Source organism: Enterococcus sp. S53 (assembly GCF_016516865.1).
GTDB classification, from domain to species: domain Bacteria; phylum Bacillota; class Bacilli; order Lactobacillales; family Enterococcaceae; genus Enterococcus_D; species Enterococcus_D innesii.
Genome location: NZ_JACVUH010000009.1, coordinates 110,732 through 129,668 on the forward strand (window position 1 = coordinate 110,732; position 18,937 = coordinate 129,668).

Below are 18,937 nucleotides of genomic sequence, written 5' to 3' on the forward strand. Positions count from 1 at the left end.
TTTAACCTTCTAAGTAGTGCTGCATTTTTTCAAAATACTGCTTCTTTCGACCACCAAGCTCTTCTCCTACCGCTGAACAAATTTCCATGTAGTACTCAGAAATGAAGGTATAGTCTGGGGAAAGCTCATATAGTTTTTCGAATGCTCCATCGCCCAAAAGCTGATTGATCACTTTCTCCAGTTCTTTTTGCGCTTGCTTATCCGCTCTTTCAGGTGTGATCGTCTCTTTTTCTATTTTTTCAGTGATCTTTGCAGAGTTGGACGCATACCCTGAAACTAACTTCCAAAAGGCTTCTGCACCTTTTTCCGATGTGTCGACGTAAAATGTATGTTCGCCAATTTCAATTGGTAACTGTGTTAGTTTTACTTGGATTTTTACCATTGTTGTTGCCTCCATTCGTTTGTATGTAAAAAGAGAAGCGATAAACGCCTCTCTTACTTGGTTTCTTCCTTCTTGTTTGCCTTAGCATTAACTGGCGCCGAATTCAACGCCGCATCTGCATTATTCCCCCCAGATCCCGGGACACTCTCTGTTGGTGTTGCGTCATAGGTAATCGTACAAGAAAAGTCCTCCGTAGTATCCGCTGCACCAGATCCTGCCACGATGTCCGTCACTGTCGCATGACCAGTCCATTGTTTCGTCTTGTCGGCACTTACCACTCGATGCCAAACTTTTCGTCCAACACCCGTTTTGTATTTCATATCTGCGACAATTTTCTGCGCAGGATCTTCAGAATCGTAATCTCCGCTGACATTGTAGGCACCAGATACACGGTTAACCAAGTTTGTTGTCACGCCATTGTAGTAAGACTTTTCTTCTGTAGCCTCCGTACTTGCGTCCGAAATGTCTTCAATTCCGTCAGCCAATTCTACCCATGCCGACTCCGTAGGTGCTGTGTTGATACTCGTAAATGGCGCAATAAAATGGCCACGCTCGCTGTTTACATTTTTCATTTAGTCTTCACTCTCCTGTTTTCGTTTTTTGATATAAAGTTTTGCTTGTACAACTAAGCGATAATAAAAGAATTTTTGATCATCTTGTCCAAGTAAAAAAGGTTCATTGGCAATCGTCAACGCCATGAATTGATAAGAACCATTTTCAGATGGGATAGATGTCACATTTTCTAAGATCTCTGACAATTGATAAATGATTCGATCGCCAGAAAAACTTTTCGTTTTAAATCGGAATTCAAAAGGCAATTCCTTGACCTTGTCGCCATTCATGTACGATTTCGCTGTACGTCCTCCCGGTAAAGGTGCCAACCGGATTGACTCCTCCTGATCGATGGCTTGGATGATCACTGGTACATCGATTTTGCTGGCTACTTCTTGCAGCCGATCAATAAAATCCATTATAGTTTCGCTCCAATCTTAAATGCCTGTAACCAGTCACTCATGAATAACGGTTTAGCTGCTTCATCCCAAAAAGGACCAGTGCCAGGTTGTTTATTGACAAATGGGATCCAAAAACCAGTTACCGGATGTTTCCGGCCACCATAGTACTGAGGTCCGGCATAAGGTGCATCAAATATCAGCTGATTTCCACGTCCAGAGACGTGTCCAGTGTCTCTCAAATGCATGGTGTCCCACGGCACCACAGTTTCGTTCATGGTTTGAAGCATCCGGTTGGCCATGTTCAATTGACCAAGCCCCAAGTTATCTTCACTAAGCTTTGACCGGACACCACCTAGCTCAATGTCAATCTTGATTCCACTCATCAGACCACCTCAATCTCATAGCCAAATGGATCAGGTGAATCAGCAGTCAGCGGTACAACTTTTGCGATCGTGTACTGCTTTCCAAAGAGTTCAATTTGATCCGCAACCGAAAACTCCGGTAATGGTCCAGTATATTTCTTCACCATAGAGATCAATGCATTGGGCGTTTGTACTTTCCCATCAATATCCCTCGGCTCAAACTTGACTGTGTCATCGAAACGGACATGCTCAATGACAAGCTCATCCTCAAGAATTGGTTCGCCTCTTGTGGTTACACCAATTTTCTTCCGATAGATCATTGCATGAGGGAAGAATCGTTTTGGTGGCATTCTCATCGACTCACCCCACGATATAACAGCCCGGTTCCTGACAACTGCAGCATAGCGTCCCCAGAAAGCAAAGGCGTTTCATTTGTGGATGATGAACCACCTTTGCTCTTAGAAACACTCATCCGTCCTATGGACCAACTGTCAGGCTCCTGCATGCCAAACGTGGTAGTGGCATCTGCTTCATGCATGTACTCGATTTGATAGGCAACAGCCAACTTAAAGGCATTGCGGCGCATTGGAATATCTGATTCGAGATCATTGCGTTGATAGAAACGTCTCGTTTGGATGTCTAACAATGCACTGGCTCTCCTAAGAAGCTTCCGGAAATCTTTTTCTGTCAGTTCCGTTTCTTTGTCTACCAAGCGTTTATACTCTTTGAGAGATAAATAGCCACATGACTCGATGCTTTCCTGATCGTCAAAGATTTCATTCAACGGCTTTCTACGTAATCGCTCCATGGTTTCACCTCCATGAAAAAAGAGAGTGATTATTCACTCTCTCTTAACAGCTCAATTAATTCTGGTTTCTTGGCAGCAGCCGGGTACTCAATCCCTAGACGATCCAACTCAGCTTTAAGCTCATCAACCTTCATGTCATCGATAACCAATGACTGACCTTCTACCTCATTGCCACTTTCGTTCTTATCAGGCTCCCCCGGCTCCTCCGGGGTCTCTACTTTGACAACGTAGAAGCGATTACCGCATTATCCTGATGCTTCATCTTGAACAAATCATGGTAAATGCGATTTTGGTATAAATAACCATCGCCTTGGCCTACTTGACCTGGCGCAAATAAATAGACACTTGCAAATTTCGCTTTTGCAATTACTGCAGGTTTTGCTACCAACAAATAATTCAATTGTTTAGAATCATCTTTTGGAACAAATCCTTCTGTAAAATCAAAAGAGTCATAAAAACGCTCTTCTGCCCATACCTCTTTAATACGAACGCCATCAAGACTCGTCACACGAGTTTCAATTTGCGTACCTGCAGAATCTACACTAATAGTCCGTGTAAAGTTAGGGGCTTGTTCTAGGCAATCCATAACTTGAGAAGAAACATAAAGAATCAAATTCTGTGTCCCGTAACGACGCGTTTTTAGAATAGCTGCTTTTAATGTTCCAACAACATTTTCTTTGGTGATTTTTTCATCCTGTGAAAGTCCCTCTTTTTCAGCATAGGCTGCTAATTTAGAAAAACGGTAAGCATCCATCTCCGGAGTTGCATTCTCCTTAGAGAATTCACGGGTAATATTTCCAGCTGACGCTGCCTGATTCGTTTCATCAACATCTGCTTTATCAACGTAGAATTCAATATCACGGTCAAAATCCAAAGTGTAAGGGACATCCTCAACCGTAATTTTCCCAGAATTGAACCCTTTTTTCTCACGATTATGATTCTGATAACCCGAAGTTTTAATATGAGGAACACGGAACGTTTTCGCATCTAACCAATTCACCTCGGGCGTTTCTAACTCTGCTGTTAATGATTCTTGTTGCAAGGTTTGATCTAACTCTTTCTGCCATTTCTCTGCGTAATTTTGAACTGTAACTGTCATTTAAAAATTCCTCCTATTTTCCTTTTAATCCCGCTAAAAACGGGTCTAACTGATCCGGGTTTCCCGACTGAGGATTCCCACCACTGACAAACTGCTTTTTCTTTTTCTTTGAGGTGTTTTCGCCTAAGATCTCTTTAGCCAATCCAAAGGACGCCTCTGCTTTTTCAGCATCACTGCAATCAATCAAATCAATGATCTTCAACGGTAGCCCTTCTTCTTGTGCCTTCTCCCGGTATTCTAGACGGATTTCTTTTTTAGCTAGCTCCGCCTCTTTTTGAGCCAGTTTTTCTTGGGCAGATGTTTCATTCTGGTTCTGACCTGAGGATTCTTCTCCGGCATCGTTGGAGTTGGTTTTCTCCCACTCTTTTTTTGCTTTCTCCACGGCTTTCTTGGTTTCTGCAGCAACCATCTTGCCTACATCATCACGAGAATACTTCTTCGGGGACGTTTCTTTTTCCTCAGAAACCGACTCTTGCTCGTTTTCTGTTTGAGACTCCTCAACTTGTGACTGTTCATCATTAGTTGTTTCAGACTCAGGATCTGCAAAAAACTGCAAATTCATCTTCATTCGCTTAGACATTCCTTTCATAGTGACCTCCTAGTGGTTACGCCACAACCCGATAAATTTAATGGTTACGTCCATCACCCGAGACAGCTTTCTCTTTAACGCCTGTAAGCAGTAAGAAGGCAAAATAAATAGCCATCGCTATGATGACTTTATTAAAGACTTCTACGCATTTTTTCTGCGATTTGTTTAGCCAAGCGGTCGATATCATGCATGGTTGTGCTATTAGCTTTGATTGTTCTGGATGTAATACCATCAACCTTTATATCTGTTCTTGGAATATTCGGTGTTTTGATATCAGCGGCTTTGATAGTACCGGCAGTTATACTTCCTACGCCTTCCCCCACTCCCAAATCTTCGACATCCAATTCACCTATGCAACTGCACAACATTTGATCTCCAACCACAACACCTTTTTACCTTGCGTCATTTTTTTCGCTTTCCGCTGCCGATATCAGACCGGATAGATTTTTATATGGCTTAACTACTAACTCATCGACGTATAAATCATCAATATCATAGGTTAGTATCAATTGAGCAGGTTCACCTTTTCTCTGAATTACCGTTGCACCAACTAAACCATCAGTTTCAATTGCTTTTCCATTGATATGAATTTCTTTGCGATCAGTGATATGTCCACCTTTATTAATTGATAAGTTCATACTATTTTCTCCTTCTTGATCGTCTGATTTTTGTGCGGTCTACTGGCCATTTACGACCTAATGAACGCGTGTGTACCTTTCTGTCATAAAAACCGACGAAATTCCACCGCTCTTCAACTATTCTCTCAACGTTTAAATAATGTGGTCTAAACAAATCGCTCACTCCTTTTACGAATATACTTGTTCTCTCGAATAATCTCGACGCAACAATTGATCATGCTCTCTGATAAATACTCGTAGCGCTGCTTGACGTCGTCGGATCAGCTGTTTAAAGTGTCGGATATCTTCTTTGTTGTCGATCGTTGTTGCGGCATTCAGTTGCCTTTTCGCACGACGAATAGCGACTTCCATGCGCCGTTGCTTCGCAACCAAGTCCGCATTGTCAATCGCTTGTTTTGGATCATATTGATTCATATGGACGTCAAGACCTGGATCATAGATTTGAATGTACAGTCGATGTCGACAATTAATACCTTGGGTTCCGTCGGCCTCACCATATCCGTGGTTATAGATCGATGGAATGTGTCGTAATTCTTCCGGTGCATCCTCTGTTCGAACAAGTAGCACCCATCCGCCTTGTATATGAGCACAAGCCGGACGTGCAGCCATATGGCTACTCATTAAAGCTGTGACGATGCCATGTTCTAAGCCTCGCTTAAGCCGTAGATCCTGATAAACACGATGAGTGGTTGCTTTTAAAACCATCCGAACGTACCGCTCAAGGCTCCATTCTCGCCCTGCCTTGTCGACAAAGGTCGTCATTACCCCTTTTTCCACCATCGCATAGATCGATTCTCTAAGGGCTTGTTGAGGTGTTTTAGCGCCGCCAATGATTTTAACCACTGTATCATTGAGAACTTGCTGATACATCTTAGCTAGCGGATTATTCGGGTAATTGGTATCTATCAGGGTTTGATTGACATGATTGTCGAGATCACGCCACTGTTGATTGAAATATGACTCCATCACATTGTCGATCTCAGTTCGTGGCGGTGGTTCTTTTCCTGTTTGATTTGACAAATCCTTGTCGAGATCCGAAACGACTTCAAAACCCATATCCACGATGATTTTACGTAGTTGATCATAGGAATACTGACTTGTTTCGTTTACCAGCTGCTGCAGCGATTGCTGATTCAACAAATTTAATTGCTGCATCTTCTCTATCTTCCAACGGAATGCGTTGTCTTCTGTGAGCGGCGTTCTTGTCGGCCTGTTTAACTGGCGGACAAGCATCTTCATGATTTCATCTTCCATCGCCATATAAGCATCTTGGACGTAAGAAGCCTCAATCTCTAATTGCTTTGGTGTAATTGTCATTCAATCACTCCTCGAAGTCTTCGTATCCAGAATCACGTATTTTCCCGGTAGTTTCATCGACCACATCTAATTGCGCTTGTCGGTAAAGATCTTTTGCCTTGCTTTCAGGCAACTTCATTATTTTGGCTAAAGTTAACCATCCGGGAATCAGCCCATCATTTTTCAGCTCTCGATAATAATCTGACTCTGATTTCTTATCTAAGAAAATTCCATCGTCAAAATTTACCCCTATTTCTTCCCGAGTAGGAGCTTCTCCATCGAACACGGGTTTTCCATCGACTTCTGTTGCTCGTCCTAGCTCACAAAGGGCAAGTACAACATCACGAATAAACTCTTCAAGTTCCGTGGTTTGCTGGTTCCTCGATTGATACGTTTGCGAGTTTTCACTTATTACCTCAGTTGCGGTCTTGTTGGTTGATCGGATGCCTTGACCGTCAAAGACGAAAGTTCCGGTTGAAAGTCCTACTTCCATTTCAAGAAGTCGCAAGCGATGATTGATTGCCCCGATATACTGTTCCGTCCGAATATCTTGAGTTAGATCAGTGATTTTAAATTCATCTGGATTAGTGCCAGGAACAATAACGTAGAAGTCGTCATTTTTATCAAAGGTTAATTTCGTTTCTCCTGTTCCATTGTCAGGAACCCCACTTAGCATAGATTCAGGGAAAGCCGCTCGTCTTTTTCCTACATCAATTTCATGGTCAAATGCATCCAACGCTTTATTTAGTCGATCAAGTGTCTGTTTGCAGTTGTCGTAAACACCAACACCCAATGGTGAATAAGGGTGGATATTGTTGAATCCCGCAGTTTTGAAATAAGAGAAAATCGGACGTTCGATTCCTTCCCCTCGCTTCGATGGATCCAACTCGGCATATTGATCCAAAGTTTTTAAAGACACCTGCATCCCTAATACATTATGTTTCTCGCTTTCGTAAAGTTCCAAGGAAATCCAATATTCCCCCTCAATCCATTCGTGAAATTCGAGAAGTGTATAATATATAGTTTTGTCACCCTCTACCCTGGTGGTTTTGAATGCCATAGCACACTGACCGATTTTGTTAGTGCTACTTTCTAGTGGGAAAAAGGTGTCAGGTAGCGCCCATGAAAACTCAATTTGTTCTGATTTGTCATTGAAATAAGGTCGTACAACCAATCCGCCAAGTGCCATCGCTGGTTCAAGGTACTTACTCAGATTACGTTTGAAATCATTATGCTGAAACACAGATTCTATCCAAGTACTGGCTTCATCATATTTTTTAGATTTATCCTCTTTCCCGATCGTGATTTCTGCCTGTTCATTGAACATTACCTTCGCGTACTCAGAAGCAACCTTGCGGGCCATATTGATATTTGCCTTTGCTCTCTGATCAGAATTACAATGCGTGTACCCCTGGTAATAAAGCAAACTGTTTTGAATACGATCATACTCTTCACGACTCATTTGAATCTTGGGATGATCTAAAATACTCTGAAGCTCTTTTTTTGCACCTATCGCAACCGCCCCCTTTCCAAAGACTCTTTTTATTGTTTGCCAGAATGACACTGGACCACCTCCTATTAAAGAACATAGCGTTTCGTAAAGTAATTAATTGCATAGCGACATTCATCAAGAGCATGGTTGTTTTTATCAACTGGGTAGCCATTATCATTACGGACATACATACCTAACTCTTTAATAAAATGATAATGGCCATATTTCCCTTCGTGATCGTAAAGAAAAAAGCGTCCTTTTGATAAGGCGCTCTGCATTCGTTCAATTCCTACTTCAATTTTGGTTCCGTTGCTGGTAACTTTATCTTTTGAGTTGTTATCAGCTTTAGTTGAGAAAATCCCCAATACACGCAACTCCTCACTCAACGACTTACACGCCGGATCGACAAAGAATTTTGAATGTTTCGGCAGCCATGCCCACTCTTTATAGCACCATTCCTTAAAGTGCTTGATTTCCTTGGCATACTCACTCATTGCTTTTGTGACACCAGTATCAGCGCCGCTGTGATAAAAGTTGGCCATTCGATAGAGATAATACTTTCCATGTTTCCATGTAACGAGGTTTAACGAACAAGTTGTCGCATCACTTTGACCACCATCGGCACTAAAGAACGCTTCTACAGGCTTGCCTATGATTTCTTTTGTCATATGGGCATCTTCGTTAAACATTGAATAGATCACGCCCTTGGGCATCACACGATCGCCCAGCCAGTCACGTTTGTGTAGATACTCCGAGACTTTACACTCCGCTTCCCATTCTTTTAAAGCTTTTTTAGTTAAGATAGGATTGTCATGCGGCCGCCAGTGTCGGAATTTAAAAGATCCTGTTTCAATAAACGGCTTTAGTGTTTCAAGATTCGGATGATTTGGTGCCGGTGGGTTTTGTTCTGCAAGGTGGTACCGAAAGCTAGAAGCCTTGGTCCGACGAAAAGCTTCTTCGATAACCCCCTTATTCAGAAGATTAAACTCTAAGAATGTGACAGTCCCAAATGACATCCCAGTAATGGCACCGACCGCATTCACTTTGCCGCCACCTTTGTAATAGATCCGTTTTTCTCCTGTCGGAAGATTGATCCATAAGTGGTCACCATGCTCATCGTGTCGAATCTCTGCACAGCTGGCAAAGATATGTTCAAGTCCAAATCCTTCGCAATCCATAAACATTCTGTAGGCTTGTTCTTGATTATAGGCGAGTATAAGATGATTCGTATCTGGATGGCCAGCGTATATTAATGCCATCTTCTGTGCATCTGACATCGTCTTACCAGAACGAATCGTTCCCTCATTCAGTTCCATCCGGATCCCTTTGAGTGATTGGAAAATATTCTCTTGTTGCTTAGTCGATAATTTCAACTGACTCATCTGTTTCACGCTCCTCATCTTCTTCTATTGGACCAATAAGCGCTTGGCCAATATCAATGAGCCCTTGCACTTTACTTTGCTCACCTTGTTTAAGTACAAGTTTAGCGGCTTTGTTTTCAAGGATATCTGCTTCAAAGGTCATCTTCCGTTTTTGTTCTTCCATCAGAGTAACTTTTCTACCAGATAAGGATAATTCATTTAGTTGTTTAATTGCTTTTGTCAATTGAGCGCTAACTCGTGTCAAAGCATCCTCAATGGAAAGTACATCATCAATCCTGCGAAAAGAGTGTTCCTTCAACTCAGTCAATACTAAATCAGGCACCTCTACTTGAATTTTCTGTCCCGATTTTTTGGATTCAACCAAAGTTTTGCGCCCTCGTAACTCAAAGAGCTGTTCTGTCTCTTTTTCTGACAATCCCGCTTCGGTATCGGCTATTCTTTTCATCATTCGCCGTTGTCGAATTTTTAGGAGTCGGATTTCTTCGGACAGAACAAAAAAAGGATCTTCAGTGATCGACTGATAAATCCCTTTCTCTTCATCTGTAAGATAATCAGCAAAGATCGTTTCATACTCGCCTGTTTTTAATGCATTTTTGTTTCCTACAGGCGCTGCTGCCCGACTATTCCCCCGATTACCTTCTGCATTTTTATTTCCCGGTGGCGCACCGCCTCGATTGGTAACGTTACTTTTGCCATTGGTAACATTACCTTTCAATTCTACGGTCCATTTATCTATTGATTTCCACTTTCGAATTTGCGAATCAGAAACGCCTAACTCTTCTGCAATTTCCTTCAAAAGCTTTTTGCCATCGGATTTTAGCCATATCTCTCTTGCTTCATCTCTTCTTGGATCTCGTTGCCTAGCCATTCAATGTGCACCACCTCACGATCAGTAGATTAGTTGAGTTTTGTTTTTAATTTATCTGGTATAATTAAAAGAAAATACTTAAGGAGTCTACTATGAACAGATACTTAGCCTTATTCCTAATGTTAGTAGAACTTGTCTTCGCTTTTATTATTTTATCTTTTATTTTTTCACTATCATTCAGTGTAAACAAAGTTACTTCAATACCAGGGATAACCAAAGGATTCCCTCTGGTCTTAGGCCTTATGATGTTAATGATTGGGTTTACACAAAAACCTTTTCTTAGTGAAAAGCGAAAGCGAACAATAATAGTTAATTTAATATTTGGTATTTCTGCAACAATAATGATTATTCCCTTCTTTGATGACTACATAACTGACAATATAGGAAAACTGATCTTACTACTAGCTGATAATACTTCAAGAATGCTTAATTCTTTATTTCCCCTAACTCAAACTTTGGAAAATCCTTTTCACCAATCCCTATCTACCTATGTTAATGATATTGGATCATATTTTCTTTTCGGATTGAATGCATTTGGACTATTCAATCAGACTGAAAATATTAAAAATTTGTTTATTGAGCTTGTACATAAACATAAAAAGACAACTTAGCTATTCTATATCTTTAAGCATCAAATCAGCTTCGATCAATACCTTCAGATCACTTACTGAATTGAGTTTGATCTCCCCAGTCTGCAGGTTCGACAGCCATTTCCCGAGTGCAACTCGAATGATTCGCTTATACTCGTCGACTGTTTCTGCCTTTTCTTCAGCTTTTTTTATTTCGTATTCGATATCAAAATCCTCTGTTCCCATTGTTTGACACCTCGCATTAGATTATAATGCTAAAAGACACAGAACTGAGGTAAAAGCACGCGCGTGTGGTTTCTGTGTCTTCGGGGGTCAAACCTCGTTGGAAGGGTCGGTGTTAGCGCACCGGCCTCTTTTTATTCTTCTAACAATACTGAAGTTTTACCAGTCGATTTCTCCCATCGATCAATAATCACATCGCAAAAAATTGGATCAAGCTCCATTGTATAGCAGAACCGCTGCAATTGCTCGCAGGTCATTAATGTGCTACCAGATCCACCGAAAAGATCAACCACAATGTCGCCGCGTTTCGAGCTATTCCTAACGGGAATTGCAATGAGAGATAGCGGCTTCTGTGTTGGATGATAATACTTCATGGCGTCGTCCTTAGCGATCTGCCAAACACTCACATCAGGAATATCTTGAATCAAGTCATCTTTCCAGACCGTAGTTTGTTTTCGATCCCCATACCATTCAGGTGCCTGTTTCTGCTTGTAAGCATAAAACACTGGTTCGTGCTGCCAACGATACTGACTCCAGCCAAAGGTAGCGTTGTTTTTAACCCAAATGCATTGTGCTCGTACATCGATCTCTGCAGCATTCATCGCATTTTCAAACTCACGCTGATACGAAGACCCATGAAAGACATAAATTGCCGCTTGATCATGCATCAGTTTCGCGTAATTCAGAAAGATTTGCTCTAAAAACCCTACAAAATCATCGTGATCCATATCATCATTGAGAATTTCACCTCGACCAGAATTCATTAGTTCTTCATTGCTAGACTTTACAGCAACATTATATGGCGGATCCGTTACAACTAAATCCGCCTTATTTCCTTGCATTAGGCGATCAACATCAGTTTGATCTGTCGAGTCACCGCAAAGCAAAAAATGATTGCCTAATTGCCACAGTTGGCCACACTTTGTTTTAGGTTCCGGATGATCTTCAATGTATTGGTTTACGTCAAAGTCATCTTCAACAATTGGTTGATCAATGTCTTCTTGGTAATTAAAAGCAGTAATTAAATCTTCGACTTCTTCATAATCGAAACCGGTTAAAGTGATCTCTTCTTCTCCGAGTTCTTTTAAGATAAGGGCTAACTTCTCTTCATCCCAACTGCCAGAAATCTTATTGAGAGCCAAATTGAGGGCTTTTTCCTTCTCAAGATGTAAATCTACGATCGATACCTCTATCTCCTCAAATAGACCCAAATCTCGAGCCACAGCGACGCGCTGGTGACCTCCTACGAGGTTGCCAGTCTGTATGTTAAAGATCGGTGGATCCACAAATCCAAATTCTAAGATGGACTGCTTCAATTTCTCGTACTCTTCCATACCCGGTTTTAATTCAATTCTAGGATTATAATCAGCAGCTTTCAGATCAACTAGTTTCATTTTTGATATATTCATAGTTTCCTCCCAAAATAAAAAAGCCTCTGATTTAAGAGACTTTTATAGAAATCCTTTCACATAAATGCCAATGGAATCGTTCAAATTAATGCCAAACTTTTTTTCGAAGTTTTGATAAGCTTTCATTTTAATGTCGTGACTTTTAGCATTTGCAATACAGTCGTAAGCTTTTCTCCACTCTGGATTATTTTTGATTTTAGTAGCCAATTGTAATGCGTTCATTTGATCAAATCCCTTCGTTTATGTTGGTAACATGTTAACTCTGAGAAGCAGATCATATGTTAAAAGGATTGATTAGTATCTTATGAATTTGCTGTGAGAAAAAAAATTTAAAAATTATGTTATACTAAAATCAGCAGAAGAACCTTTCATGATGAATGCACTAAATACAAATCAACCTGCCTAACCACCGAGTTCCTAGCTCTCGGTGGTTATTTTTTCACCATATACTTCATAGGTTTGATTAAAGATTTTCGATTTGCATGGATAAATTTCATCCGCAACACCTTTAATATTATAATTACTCGAGGTAATCTTCATATATCCCTCTAGAGTTCTAATATAATATGTATCGATTGATGTGTCGTAGATATGCCCTTCATCACAAGTAAATTCTTTTATTTATTTCATGTTTGTATTTGGAGATACCATTGCTTTATCAACTACTTGCTGCTTTCGAAATTTCATTGATTAGCAATCTGACTGATTTTAAACTGCTCCATTTTTATTTCAACCTAAACTAAACCCCAAATCAAACTAACTTTTATCGTCGCCACAGACTATCTATTCATTCTTTATGAGTATGAGTGACTGATATCCTGTATAAATTTATTGATTTTCTTTTTAATAACTTTCATTTTTGGTATAATTCTTTATTATATGGGGGTGTTATTTTGGCAAATCTGATTGATAAAAAAGAACGAAATTTATTAATGTATAGTAACTACATTAAAAATTCAAATAATTTGAATAGTTTAATAACTATTCTTATCAAAAACGAAACCATTGATTACCGTTCCTTAAAAAACAATAATGAATTACTTCAATTAATTATTAACAATAAAAATCTTTGGTTAGATATGTCCCGAGCTGAATGGAAACTTCGTAAAATCCAACCTAAAATTACAAATAAATCGGATGATAAAAAAACATGGAAAAAATGTTCTTTATGTAAAACAATTAATAAACATGAATATTACATTGTGAACAAATTATCAAAAAGAACAATTAATATAGGTGGAGAATGCGTAAAAAAATTTTTAGGTGATGAAATAGGTAGTATCTCTAAACATATCTTAAAAAACCCTAAAGCTGCAGCACTCTATGAAGATTTGCAAATCGAATATCCGATAATTAAAGATATTTTGTTTAATGATTCAACTTACTTGGCGCAATCGAAATATATTTTACCACTTGTTTTAAGTGATTCTTTTATTAGCATAAGAAAAAGGCTTGTTAAAATACTCAATAACTATCTAAGTGGTAAAAGTAAACAATTGGATCAGAATAAGTTTAAAGAACATTTATTCAATTATTCTGAAGTTAAGAATCAAATTATGAATTTTAATGATAAGTCTTCAAAAGAGATTTGGAGTTGTTCAATTGATCTAAAAAGAGACATAGAAAGAATCCAACCAGATTCAGCAAGTCAAATCATAGAGTTAATCGAAAAACATAACGGTCTAATTTCGTTTTCAATTGCACCTAAAATACAAGTTGAATCCTTTTTAAACACCTTTATGGCAGTTTTCAACGTATTGCACTTTCCCGAAATAAAGATAAAAGACTTTTCAATAGGTAAAATTACATTTACTTTTAATGATCTGAGAAATGAATATAATTTTTCAATAAACTCATCAATATTTATCGGATTTTTTTCAAAACAAGTTTTTTCAATTCGAGATGTTAAAGTTAGTGAATTTACAAGAAAATTCTATGATCAATTTACCCCATCGAATTCACTTACTTTTAAATTATTAGAACAATTATCAGAAATACATCTAGAGGAACAGTTTGGTTTTAAAGAGATGGAGATTAATTACAAACTTATTTTCAAATCAGATATTGAGACTGACTATAAATATACGGATAGGACCGAACGTATAGAAAAGATAACAAATAATCTTTTAATTTATCAAAAACAGTCAAGTGATAAAGTATATGTGTTTGATCGAAGCGACTTGTCTACGACAGGTATGGCTCTTAAATTTAATTCTGTCAAAAAAGACGATATACTTGATGGATTACTTTCGCGTGTAACTATCTTAACACAGAGTAATTTCTATCAATATTTAAGAAAAAATGTTTATGCTGTTAAAATGTCAAATTTGTAATTATCTCAAGTCTTCTTTAATATGAACAGTCTCATTTCTTCAGTAGTTGCACTACGGTTCATTGTAATAATAGAAAAGTTTTCTTTAATCACCACAGATATTACTGATCTAACAGGATTTACTTTATTTGGCTGTGGATACTTGTTAGAAAAAGAAATATATCTATAAGTTTTCATTAATATTAACCTCCAAAAAAAGACAGCACTAGCAAATTTTGAAATGAGATCACTCACCTCTTTCAAAAAATTGTGCTGTCTTTTATATCCGTCAAAGAAGTTTCGCGATAAGGAGCTTTCCTCCTTTCGGTATTTGGATTAGTGTGAGTAGTCCAAAACCAGCTCTCCGTTTCTTCTACGCTATTACTATAACCCGTTTAAATCAAGAAATATACACAGGCTTTGAGGTCGCATTTTGTGGCAATGTCAAAACAAGCTCAACTGATCCTGGTCTGCTGAATAGTAGTCCATTTCTTCTTGCTTCTTCAAGCGGTCCTCTCGCCGTGACTCATACTCATCAACAAATGATAATGTCTTTCGGATCTCAGTATGCCTTTTGCGGATATACGACACACTGTAGCCTGTCTCATCTGCTATATCGTAAACATCCATGTCGTCAACATATTTTAATTTTACAATCTGATTGTCTGCTCCACTGAATGAATCGATCAATTCCATCAGTTCAATTTTTTCTGTCTCGAGCAGGTTCAGTTCATTCTCTATAATTCTGATGTTTTCTTCCAACGATGATGATCTCGAATTTTTTTCAAGGCGTACGTTTGCCAAGTCACCGTTGATCCATCGATCTAATTCCAACCTACTCTTGTTAAGATTCCATTTCATGAAGAGAATTTGCTCTTCTAGGTCTTGATAATTTTTAAGCCACTGAAACCTCAAAAACGCCACCCCTTTTATGGTAAAATAATCATGTCAGTGGTCACTCACCCTAAGGGGAGTGGCTTTTTTTATTTCTTTTTTGTGGTTCCATTCGCCTCTGCTTTTTGCTGGAGCCGACGTTTTTTCTTTTTCACTTTGGATTTTGTTTTTCCCATGTTAATGTCCCCCCTATTAATGTTTTGCTGACGATTGCGGAATCAGCTACTACTTCAAACTGATCGCATACTGGGCAGTACCAAACGCATTCCGTCTCATCTGGTTCAGGATCTTGCTTTACCATAGTGTACAAATTACACCGTTCGCAGTAATCAGGTTCGTTCATCGCTCTCCCCCCTCCCTATCCCACTATCTCTGTCACTTACTGACTGGCGCTCCATTCCATTGATTGTTAGTCCCTCGGTATTTGATCGCACAATCTGCGTGTTGAATTTTCCAATGACCGTTTTTCCTTTCAAAATGCCCTTTCCTTTTTTCAACGTATCCGCTACAACGATAGCAATATCCCGGATATTTATTTCTCAATGTTTCACCTCTAGTTTATGCTCATTAATTTTTAGGAAAATGTCATTCATCATCCAACGCTTTTTTACACGCAATTACACCAACTACAATGATGGTCACGCAAAAAACAAAGCCTATTACTGAAAGTTCATTCATTCGTTTTCCTCCGTCTGTTCAATTTCCTCGAACAAAATAGCGTAGTCGTCAATTTCAAGAATATCCGCAATTTCTTGGACACGTCGCAACATAATATTTGCAGTTTTATTTTTCGCTGCAGTCGTCTTTCCGTTAACAAGATCCGACATTTTAATGTTTTTCTTTTCCATGTGCCATTGTACATTTGTCCAAAAGACCTCAATAACTCCTTTTTTCGCGTTCAAGCCCCCACTCCTTCAGTTCTTTCATAATTGGATCACCATTTCTATTACAGGCCGGGCAGCTGTTCGCCACTGCCCGTCCAAATTTGTTCTTGTTCCAAAGGATTCGTTCACCTTTACATTTGCTGCAAATCATACGATCACCTTTTTCAGCCTTATAATCAATTCTAAGTGACTTTAACATTTTCTCGACTTTGTTACTCGAATTTGAAACCAAATCAACGTACGACGCTTGAGGTGCGCCGGAAACGTCGATTCTATTATTGTCTTATTGGATAATTGTGATTTTGTTCTTGTTGATTAATTCCGAGAGTGCATCTGAAAGATAATATTCGATAGACTCTTTTGCGTGATATTTCCATAGGCCTCCATCTGCTTCAAAGAGAGCACATTCACCACGGTCGTTGATTCGGAAGATGAACTGACCTTCTGGCTGCTCAACCTCTAAGAAAGTACGATATGGACGTAGGGCTGCTGGGCTTGGCACCCTTCCTTCTGCGACAGTTTTGGCGCCCGTTTTCACGGTTGCTGTCTGAGTTACTCCGTTATCTGTGACATCGGCACTATCATCGATTCGAATTGCACTAGCGAAGCGTAAGACCGCTTCTGCATCATCCGTACGATCAAACAAGGATTGAATATTGATCACAAAACGCTCTTGATCCATAAAACGATCGTATGGGTATTTCTGCAATTCAGCTTGAGCGACAATCAAGCTCTCACGTTTCCGTTCTTCGTTCAATTGGCTGTACACAACGACTCTTGTTGGGCTTTCGACGTGTACGAGAAGTTCATCAGGCTGATCCTTCGATTCTTGATCAAAACAAGATAGCAGATACTGAGTTAAGCCCGTAAGTGAGTTGACTTCAAGCTGTGCCGCATAATCTATCGGGAATAAATTACGTAAACTAGCTTTGCTATTATCGTAAAATGTCTGACCATCTACCTCGTATATAACTTCCTGACCTGAACTTAGATCTACTGCGTACTTCAATGCATCTTTGATATTTTCACTCATGGTTGGTTCCTCCAATTTTTTTAGTTTGATTGACGCTTTCTAAAATCAACAAGTTCATTTTCTTTTTTTTCGAGATCAGCAACTGGTTGTCCTGTGTCTAGCTTGACTTCTAGATCGTCCGGATCCATGAACAACTGACCACGTGCACCTGATTTCAGCTCAGCGGCCTCCAATATTCCTGTATCTTGGTTACGTCCAAATAGGACTTTTGTTTCTGTTTCTTCACGAGGTACCAGTTTTGATTTGGTTTGCGTGGCCAACACGAACATATCCCGATCTTTGCTTGGCAAAACATCGATTGTGATTGTGATTGACCGCTTTTTAGTTGGATTGGTATTTCGATCAAGAATGTTCTCGATCACTTTTTCCATCTCGTGTTCAAATTTTTCCTGAACGGATCCTTCATCAATTTTTGATAGATCAAGATCCAACGGTCTCACTTCTTTTTCTGTCATTTTCTTTCTCTCCTTTTAGTTTTATATAAAGGCGTTGTGACTCATCCCATAGCTCGTCAGTCGTTGCTTGAATAAAGCTTTTTCCAAAAAAGTCCGCTCGAACGATTTTCTCTGAGATCAGCCAGTGCCGATATAGGAACATAAATACTCTAAATCTTTTTTCTGCTCCTTTACCTTGTGTATCTCCCGTCTCCTTGATATATCCAGTCATTGATTCAAGCGGGAATTTCATCAACTCTTGTTGTTCTTTTGATAAAAGAGTGTAGATCATTTTCACGGGTTTACTAAAATCCCTCTTCGTCTCCTGCATCCGCTAGAAACCTCCTTAGATCTTCCTCTGTGACTTCCGTTTTTTTATTGCCGTAATCTATAGGTTCTTTAGCCCACTCAGGTAAAGTTTCTTCACGCAAAGTTTTTTTGGAAGACGATGATTTTGAATTCATTTGTGCGACCATCTGATCAAAATTGCGACGCAAGCTGGATGGCGATAAAACAACCTTGTACCAGAAGTCATCTTGCATCGCCCAGACAATCACGTCTTGAACTTCTTTGCCTGTTCGCTTGTCCGATTCAATCGTTAAACGAATCGTGTTTGCCCACTCATCTAGATTGGGATCTTTGATGTTGTGATTCTTTTTGATCAGTTTAAACAGTGTCTTTGCGAGAATTTTATTAGGATCATCGTCCGCATAAACGCGCTTTTTGCGTTTGTTGCGAGGACTATTATTTAAATTCTTATCATTCTTTTCATTCTTATCATTCTTGTTTGTGGACAAGTGCTGGACAGGTGCTGGACGACCGCTGGACAACTGTTGGTCACTCGATTGGTAGTCATCCCAGTTTTTTATTGATATAACGCTGTATTTGGGTGTTGAAGTGATGGACAACATTTCCTCGTTCTCGAATTTTTTCATCCATCTCCATAACGTACGGCTGACAACGACCTGGTCACTCGGAGCGCCTAAATTGTATTCTTTTCCCAATGCATCGCGCCCTGTAACGAATTGACCGCTGGACAACGACACTTCATGACCGTTGAATAAAAACCTTCTTCCTTCGTGACTAGCTTTCATTAAACAGAGTAACCAGAGTTTCAACATGCTAGGGTTAGCCCACACGAATGAACTAGTCACCTTACGATATAATTTGATGTAGCCTAGGTTCATTCGCCCCCACCACCTAAGCTATATAAACAGGAACGCCGACAAGTTTTTGCGTTTCCTCTTTAAATTTTTGTTCATGACTATTAGCATCTGATAAATGCAACAGC

The 18,937-nt window shown here is 39.5% G+C and carries 27 protein-coding genes; 2 read left to right on the forward strand and 25 right to left on the reverse strand.

What is annotated here, in order from left to right:
• Position 1 precedes the first annotated feature (1 nt).
• From IAE45_RS12290 to terS, 15 genes are all read right to left on the reverse strand, one after another.
• Positions 2-382: a hypothetical protein gene (locus tag IAE45_RS12290; RefSeq protein WP_233619048.1), complete on the reverse strand. Its 381-nt coding sequence runs from the start codon at positions 380-382 to the stop codon at positions 2-4.
• A 53-nt stretch (positions 383-435) separates the two neighbouring features.
• Positions 436-954 carry a phage tail tube protein gene (locus IAE45_RS12295; RefSeq protein WP_200126495.1) on the reverse strand — a complete coding sequence of 173 codons (519 nt, stop codon included), beginning with the start codon at positions 952-954 and terminating at the stop codon, positions 436-438.
• Entirely contained in the window at positions 955-1,353 is a 399-nt protein-coding gene (locus IAE45_RS12300; protein ID WP_016610911.1) for a phage tail terminator protein, read from the reverse strand. It abuts the gene before it with no gap.
• Positions 1,353-1,718 carry a minor capsid protein gene (locus tag IAE45_RS12305; RefSeq protein WP_200126497.1) on the reverse strand — a complete coding sequence of 122 codons (366 nt, stop codon included), beginning with the start codon at positions 1,716-1,718 and terminating at the stop codon, positions 1,353-1,355. The genes IAE45_RS12300 and IAE45_RS12305 overlap by 1 nt, the downstream gene beginning before the upstream one ends.
• Positions 1,718-2,053, reverse strand: a complete 336-nt coding sequence (locus tag IAE45_RS12310) for a putative minor capsid protein (RefSeq protein ID WP_200126499.1) — start codon at positions 2,051-2,053, stop codon at positions 1,718-1,720. The genes IAE45_RS12305 and IAE45_RS12310 overlap by 1 nt, the downstream gene beginning before the upstream one ends.
• Complete coding sequence (locus IAE45_RS12315) at positions 2,050-2,505, reverse strand: hypothetical protein (protein ID WP_200126501.1); 456 nt, start codon at positions 2,503-2,505, stop codon at positions 2,050-2,052. The genes IAE45_RS12310 and IAE45_RS12315 overlap by 4 nt, the downstream gene beginning before the upstream one ends.
• Positions 2,506-2,534: 29 nt before the next feature.
• Positions 2,535-2,654: a HeH/LEM domain-containing protein gene (locus tag IAE45_RS12320; protein WP_233619049.1), complete on the reverse strand. Its 120-nt coding sequence runs from the start codon at positions 2,652-2,654 to the stop codon at positions 2,535-2,537.
• A gap of 65 nt (positions 2,655-2,719) precedes the next feature.
• A complete protein-coding gene (locus tag IAE45_RS12325) occupies positions 2,720-3,604 on the reverse strand; it encodes a hypothetical protein (protein ID WP_200126503.1) in 885 nt (294 codons plus the stop codon).
• Between the two features lie 13 nt (positions 3,605-3,617).
• Positions 3,618-4,193 carry a hypothetical protein gene (locus IAE45_RS12330; RefSeq protein ID WP_200126505.1) on the reverse strand — a complete coding sequence of 192 codons (576 nt, stop codon included), beginning with the start codon at positions 4,191-4,193 and terminating at the stop codon, positions 3,618-3,620.
• A 131-nt stretch (positions 4,194-4,324) separates the two neighbouring features.
• Positions 4,325-4,516 carry a hypothetical protein gene (locus IAE45_RS12335; RefSeq protein WP_200540051.1) on the reverse strand — a complete coding sequence of 64 codons (192 nt, stop codon included), beginning with the start codon at positions 4,514-4,516 and terminating at the stop codon, positions 4,325-4,327.
• Positions 4,517-4,585: 69 nt separating this feature from the next.
• Entirely contained in the window at positions 4,586-4,831 is a 246-nt protein-coding gene (locus tag IAE45_RS12340; RefSeq protein ID WP_200126509.1) for a hypothetical protein, read from the reverse strand.
• A 168-nt stretch (positions 4,832-4,999) separates the two neighbouring features.
• Positions 5,000-6,148, reverse strand: a complete 1,149-nt coding sequence (locus tag IAE45_RS12345; RefSeq protein WP_200126511.1) for a phage minor capsid protein — start codon at positions 6,146-6,148, stop codon at positions 5,000-5,002.
• Positions 6,149-6,152: 4 nt separating this feature from the next.
• Positions 6,153-7,691, reverse strand: a complete 1,539-nt coding sequence (locus IAE45_RS12350) for a phage portal protein (protein WP_200126513.1) — start codon at positions 7,689-7,691, stop codon at positions 6,153-6,155.
• Positions 7,692-7,705: 14 nt separating this feature from the next.
• Positions 7,706-9,001, reverse strand: coding sequence for a PBSX family phage terminase large subunit (locus IAE45_RS12355; RefSeq protein WP_200126515.1), 1,296 nt, complete (start codon positions 8,999-9,001; stop codon positions 7,706-7,708).
• Positions 8,976-9,869, reverse strand: a complete 894-nt coding sequence (gene terS, locus IAE45_RS12360) for a phage terminase small subunit (protein WP_200126517.1) — start codon at positions 9,867-9,869, stop codon at positions 8,976-8,978. Before terS ends, IAE45_RS12355 begins: the two co-directional genes overlap by 26 nt.
• A gap of 92 nt (positions 9,870-9,961) precedes the next feature.
• Here terS and IAE45_RS12365 point away from each other — a divergent pair, with 92 nt between their 5' ends.
• Complete coding sequence (locus IAE45_RS12365) at positions 9,962-10,480, forward strand: hypothetical protein (RefSeq protein WP_200143132.1); 519 nt, start codon at positions 9,962-9,964, stop codon at positions 10,478-10,480.
• Here IAE45_RS12365 and IAE45_RS12370 read toward each other — a convergent pair whose 3' ends face one another.
• From IAE45_RS12370 to IAE45_RS12380, 3 genes are all read right to left on the reverse strand, one after another.
• Positions 10,481-10,684, reverse strand: a complete 204-nt coding sequence (locus IAE45_RS12370; RefSeq protein ID WP_200126521.1) for a hypothetical protein — start codon at positions 10,682-10,684, stop codon at positions 10,481-10,483.
• 131 nt (positions 10,685-10,815) lie between these two features.
• Positions 10,816-12,090, reverse strand: coding sequence for a site-specific DNA-methyltransferase (locus IAE45_RS12375; protein WP_200126523.1), 1,275 nt, complete (start codon positions 12,088-12,090; stop codon positions 10,816-10,818).
• 42 nt (positions 12,091-12,132) lie between these two features.
• A complete protein-coding gene (locus IAE45_RS12380; RefSeq protein WP_140966519.1) occupies positions 12,133-12,312 on the reverse strand; it encodes a hypothetical protein in 180 nt (59 codons plus the stop codon).
• Positions 12,313-12,983: 671 nt separating this feature from the next.
• Between IAE45_RS12380 and IAE45_RS12385 the strand changes: the two genes are divergently transcribed.
• The gene (locus IAE45_RS12385) at positions 12,984-14,423 is read left to right on the forward strand and encodes a hypothetical protein (protein WP_200126525.1); all 1,440 of its coding nucleotides are present in this window, start codon (positions 12,984-12,986) and stop codon (positions 14,421-14,423) included.
• Between the two features lie 422 nt (positions 14,424-14,845).
• Here the strand turns inward: IAE45_RS12385 and IAE45_RS12390 are convergent, their stop codons facing one another.
• From IAE45_RS12390 to IAE45_RS18980, 7 genes are all read right to left on the reverse strand, one after another.
• Complete coding sequence (locus tag IAE45_RS12390) at positions 14,846-15,316, reverse strand: hypothetical protein (protein ID WP_200126528.1); 471 nt, start codon at positions 15,314-15,316, stop codon at positions 14,846-14,848.
• A gap of 130 nt (positions 15,317-15,446) precedes the next feature.
• A complete protein-coding gene (locus IAE45_RS12395; RefSeq protein WP_200126530.1) occupies positions 15,447-15,638 on the reverse strand; it encodes a hypothetical protein in 192 nt (63 codons plus the stop codon).
• A gap of 331 nt (positions 15,639-15,969) precedes the next feature.
• Entirely contained in the window at positions 15,970-16,197 is a 228-nt protein-coding gene (locus IAE45_RS12400; protein WP_200126539.1) for a hypothetical protein, read from the reverse strand.
• Between the two features lie 265 nt (positions 16,198-16,462).
• A complete protein-coding gene (locus IAE45_RS12405; protein WP_200126536.1) occupies positions 16,463-17,212 on the reverse strand; it encodes a hypothetical protein in 750 nt (249 codons plus the stop codon).
• A 20-nt stretch (positions 17,213-17,232) separates the two neighbouring features.
• Positions 17,233-17,667 carry a hypothetical protein gene (locus IAE45_RS12410; RefSeq protein WP_086316268.1) on the reverse strand — a complete coding sequence of 145 codons (435 nt, stop codon included), beginning with the start codon at positions 17,665-17,667 and terminating at the stop codon, positions 17,233-17,235.
• Positions 17,633-17,944 (reverse strand): hypothetical protein, encoded by a 312-nt coding sequence (locus tag IAE45_RS12415; RefSeq protein ID WP_200126532.1) that lies wholly within the window; start codon positions 17,942-17,944, stop codon positions 17,633-17,635. The genes IAE45_RS12410 and IAE45_RS12415 overlap by 35 nt, the downstream gene beginning before the upstream one ends.
• A gap of 7 nt (positions 17,945-17,951) precedes the next feature.
• Complete coding sequence (locus tag IAE45_RS18980; protein WP_233619050.1) at positions 17,952-18,833, reverse strand: hypothetical protein; 882 nt, start codon at positions 18,831-18,833, stop codon at positions 17,952-17,954.
• Positions 18,834-18,937: the final 104 nt, after the last annotated feature.

Excerpts from the sequence above, each read along its gene's own strand:
- IAE45_RS12290 (WP_233619048.1), bottom strand. The coding sequence starts at position 382 with ATGGTAAAAATCCAAGTAAAACTAACACAGTTACCAATTGAAATTGGC.
- IAE45_RS12295 (WP_200126495.1), bottom strand. The coding sequence starts at position 954 with ATGAAAAATGTAAACAGCGAGCGTGGCCATTTTATTGCGCCATTTACG.
- IAE45_RS12300 (WP_016610911.1), bottom strand. The coding sequence starts at position 1,353 with ATGGATTTTATTGATCGGCTGCAAGAAGTAGCCAGCAAAATCGATGTA.
- IAE45_RS12305 (WP_200126497.1), bottom strand. The coding sequence starts at position 1,718 with ATGAGTGGAATCAAGATTGACATTGAGCTAGGTGGTGTCCGGTCAAAG.
- IAE45_RS12310 (WP_200126499.1), bottom strand. The coding sequence starts at position 2,053 with ATGAGAATGCCACCAAAACGATTCTTCCCTCATGCAATGATCTATCGG.
- IAE45_RS12315 (WP_200126501.1), bottom strand. The coding sequence starts at position 2,505 with ATGGAGCGATTACGTAGAAAGCCGTTGAATGAAATCTTTGACGATCAG.
- IAE45_RS12325 (WP_200126503.1), bottom strand. The coding sequence starts at position 3,604 with ATGACAGTTACAGTTCAAAATTACGCAGAGAAATGGCAGAAAGAGTTA.
- IAE45_RS12330 (WP_200126505.1), bottom strand. The coding sequence starts at position 4,193 with ATGAAAGGAATGTCTAAGCGAATGAAGATGAATTTGCAGTTTTTTGCA.
- IAE45_RS12340 (WP_200126509.1), bottom strand. The coding sequence starts at position 4,831 with ATGAACTTATCAATTAATAAAGGTGGACATATCACTGATCGCAAAGAA.
- IAE45_RS12345 (WP_200126511.1), bottom strand. The coding sequence starts at position 6,148 with ATGACAATTACACCAAAGCAATTAGAGATTGAGGCTTCTTACGTCCAA.
- IAE45_RS12355 (WP_200126515.1), bottom strand. The coding sequence starts at position 9,001 with ATGAGTCAGTTGAAATTATCGACTAAGCAACAAGAGAATATTTTCCAA.
- terS (WP_200126517.1), bottom strand. The coding sequence starts at position 9,869 with ATGGCTAGGCAACGAGATCCAAGAAGAGATGAAGCAAGAGAGATATGG.
- IAE45_RS12365 (WP_200143132.1), top strand. The coding sequence starts at position 9,962 with ATGAACAGATACTTAGCCTTATTCCTAATGTTAGTAGAACTTGTCTTC.
- IAE45_RS12370 (WP_200126521.1), bottom strand. The coding sequence starts at position 10,684 with ATGGGAACAGAGGATTTTGATATCGAATACGAAATAAAAAAAGCTGAA.
- IAE45_RS12375 (WP_200126523.1), bottom strand. The coding sequence starts at position 12,090 with ATGAATATATCAAAAATGAAACTAGTTGATCTGAAAGCTGCTGATTAT.
- IAE45_RS12380 (WP_140966519.1), bottom strand. The coding sequence starts at position 12,312 with ATGAACGCATTACAATTGGCTACTAAAATCAAAAATAATCCAGAGTGG.
- IAE45_RS12395 (WP_200126530.1), bottom strand. The coding sequence starts at position 15,638 with ATGAACGAACCTGATTACTGCGAACGGTGTAATTTGTACACTATGGTA.
- IAE45_RS12405 (WP_200126536.1), bottom strand. The coding sequence starts at position 17,212 with ATGAGTGAAAATATCAAAGATGCATTGAAGTACGCAGTAGATCTAAGT.
- IAE45_RS12410 (WP_086316268.1), bottom strand. The coding sequence starts at position 17,667 with ATGACAGAAAAAGAAGTGAGACCGTTGGATCTTGATCTATCAAAAATT.
- IAE45_RS18980 (WP_233619050.1), bottom strand. The coding sequence starts at position 18,833 with ATGAACCTAGGCTACATCAAATTATATCGTAAGGTGACTAGTTCATTC.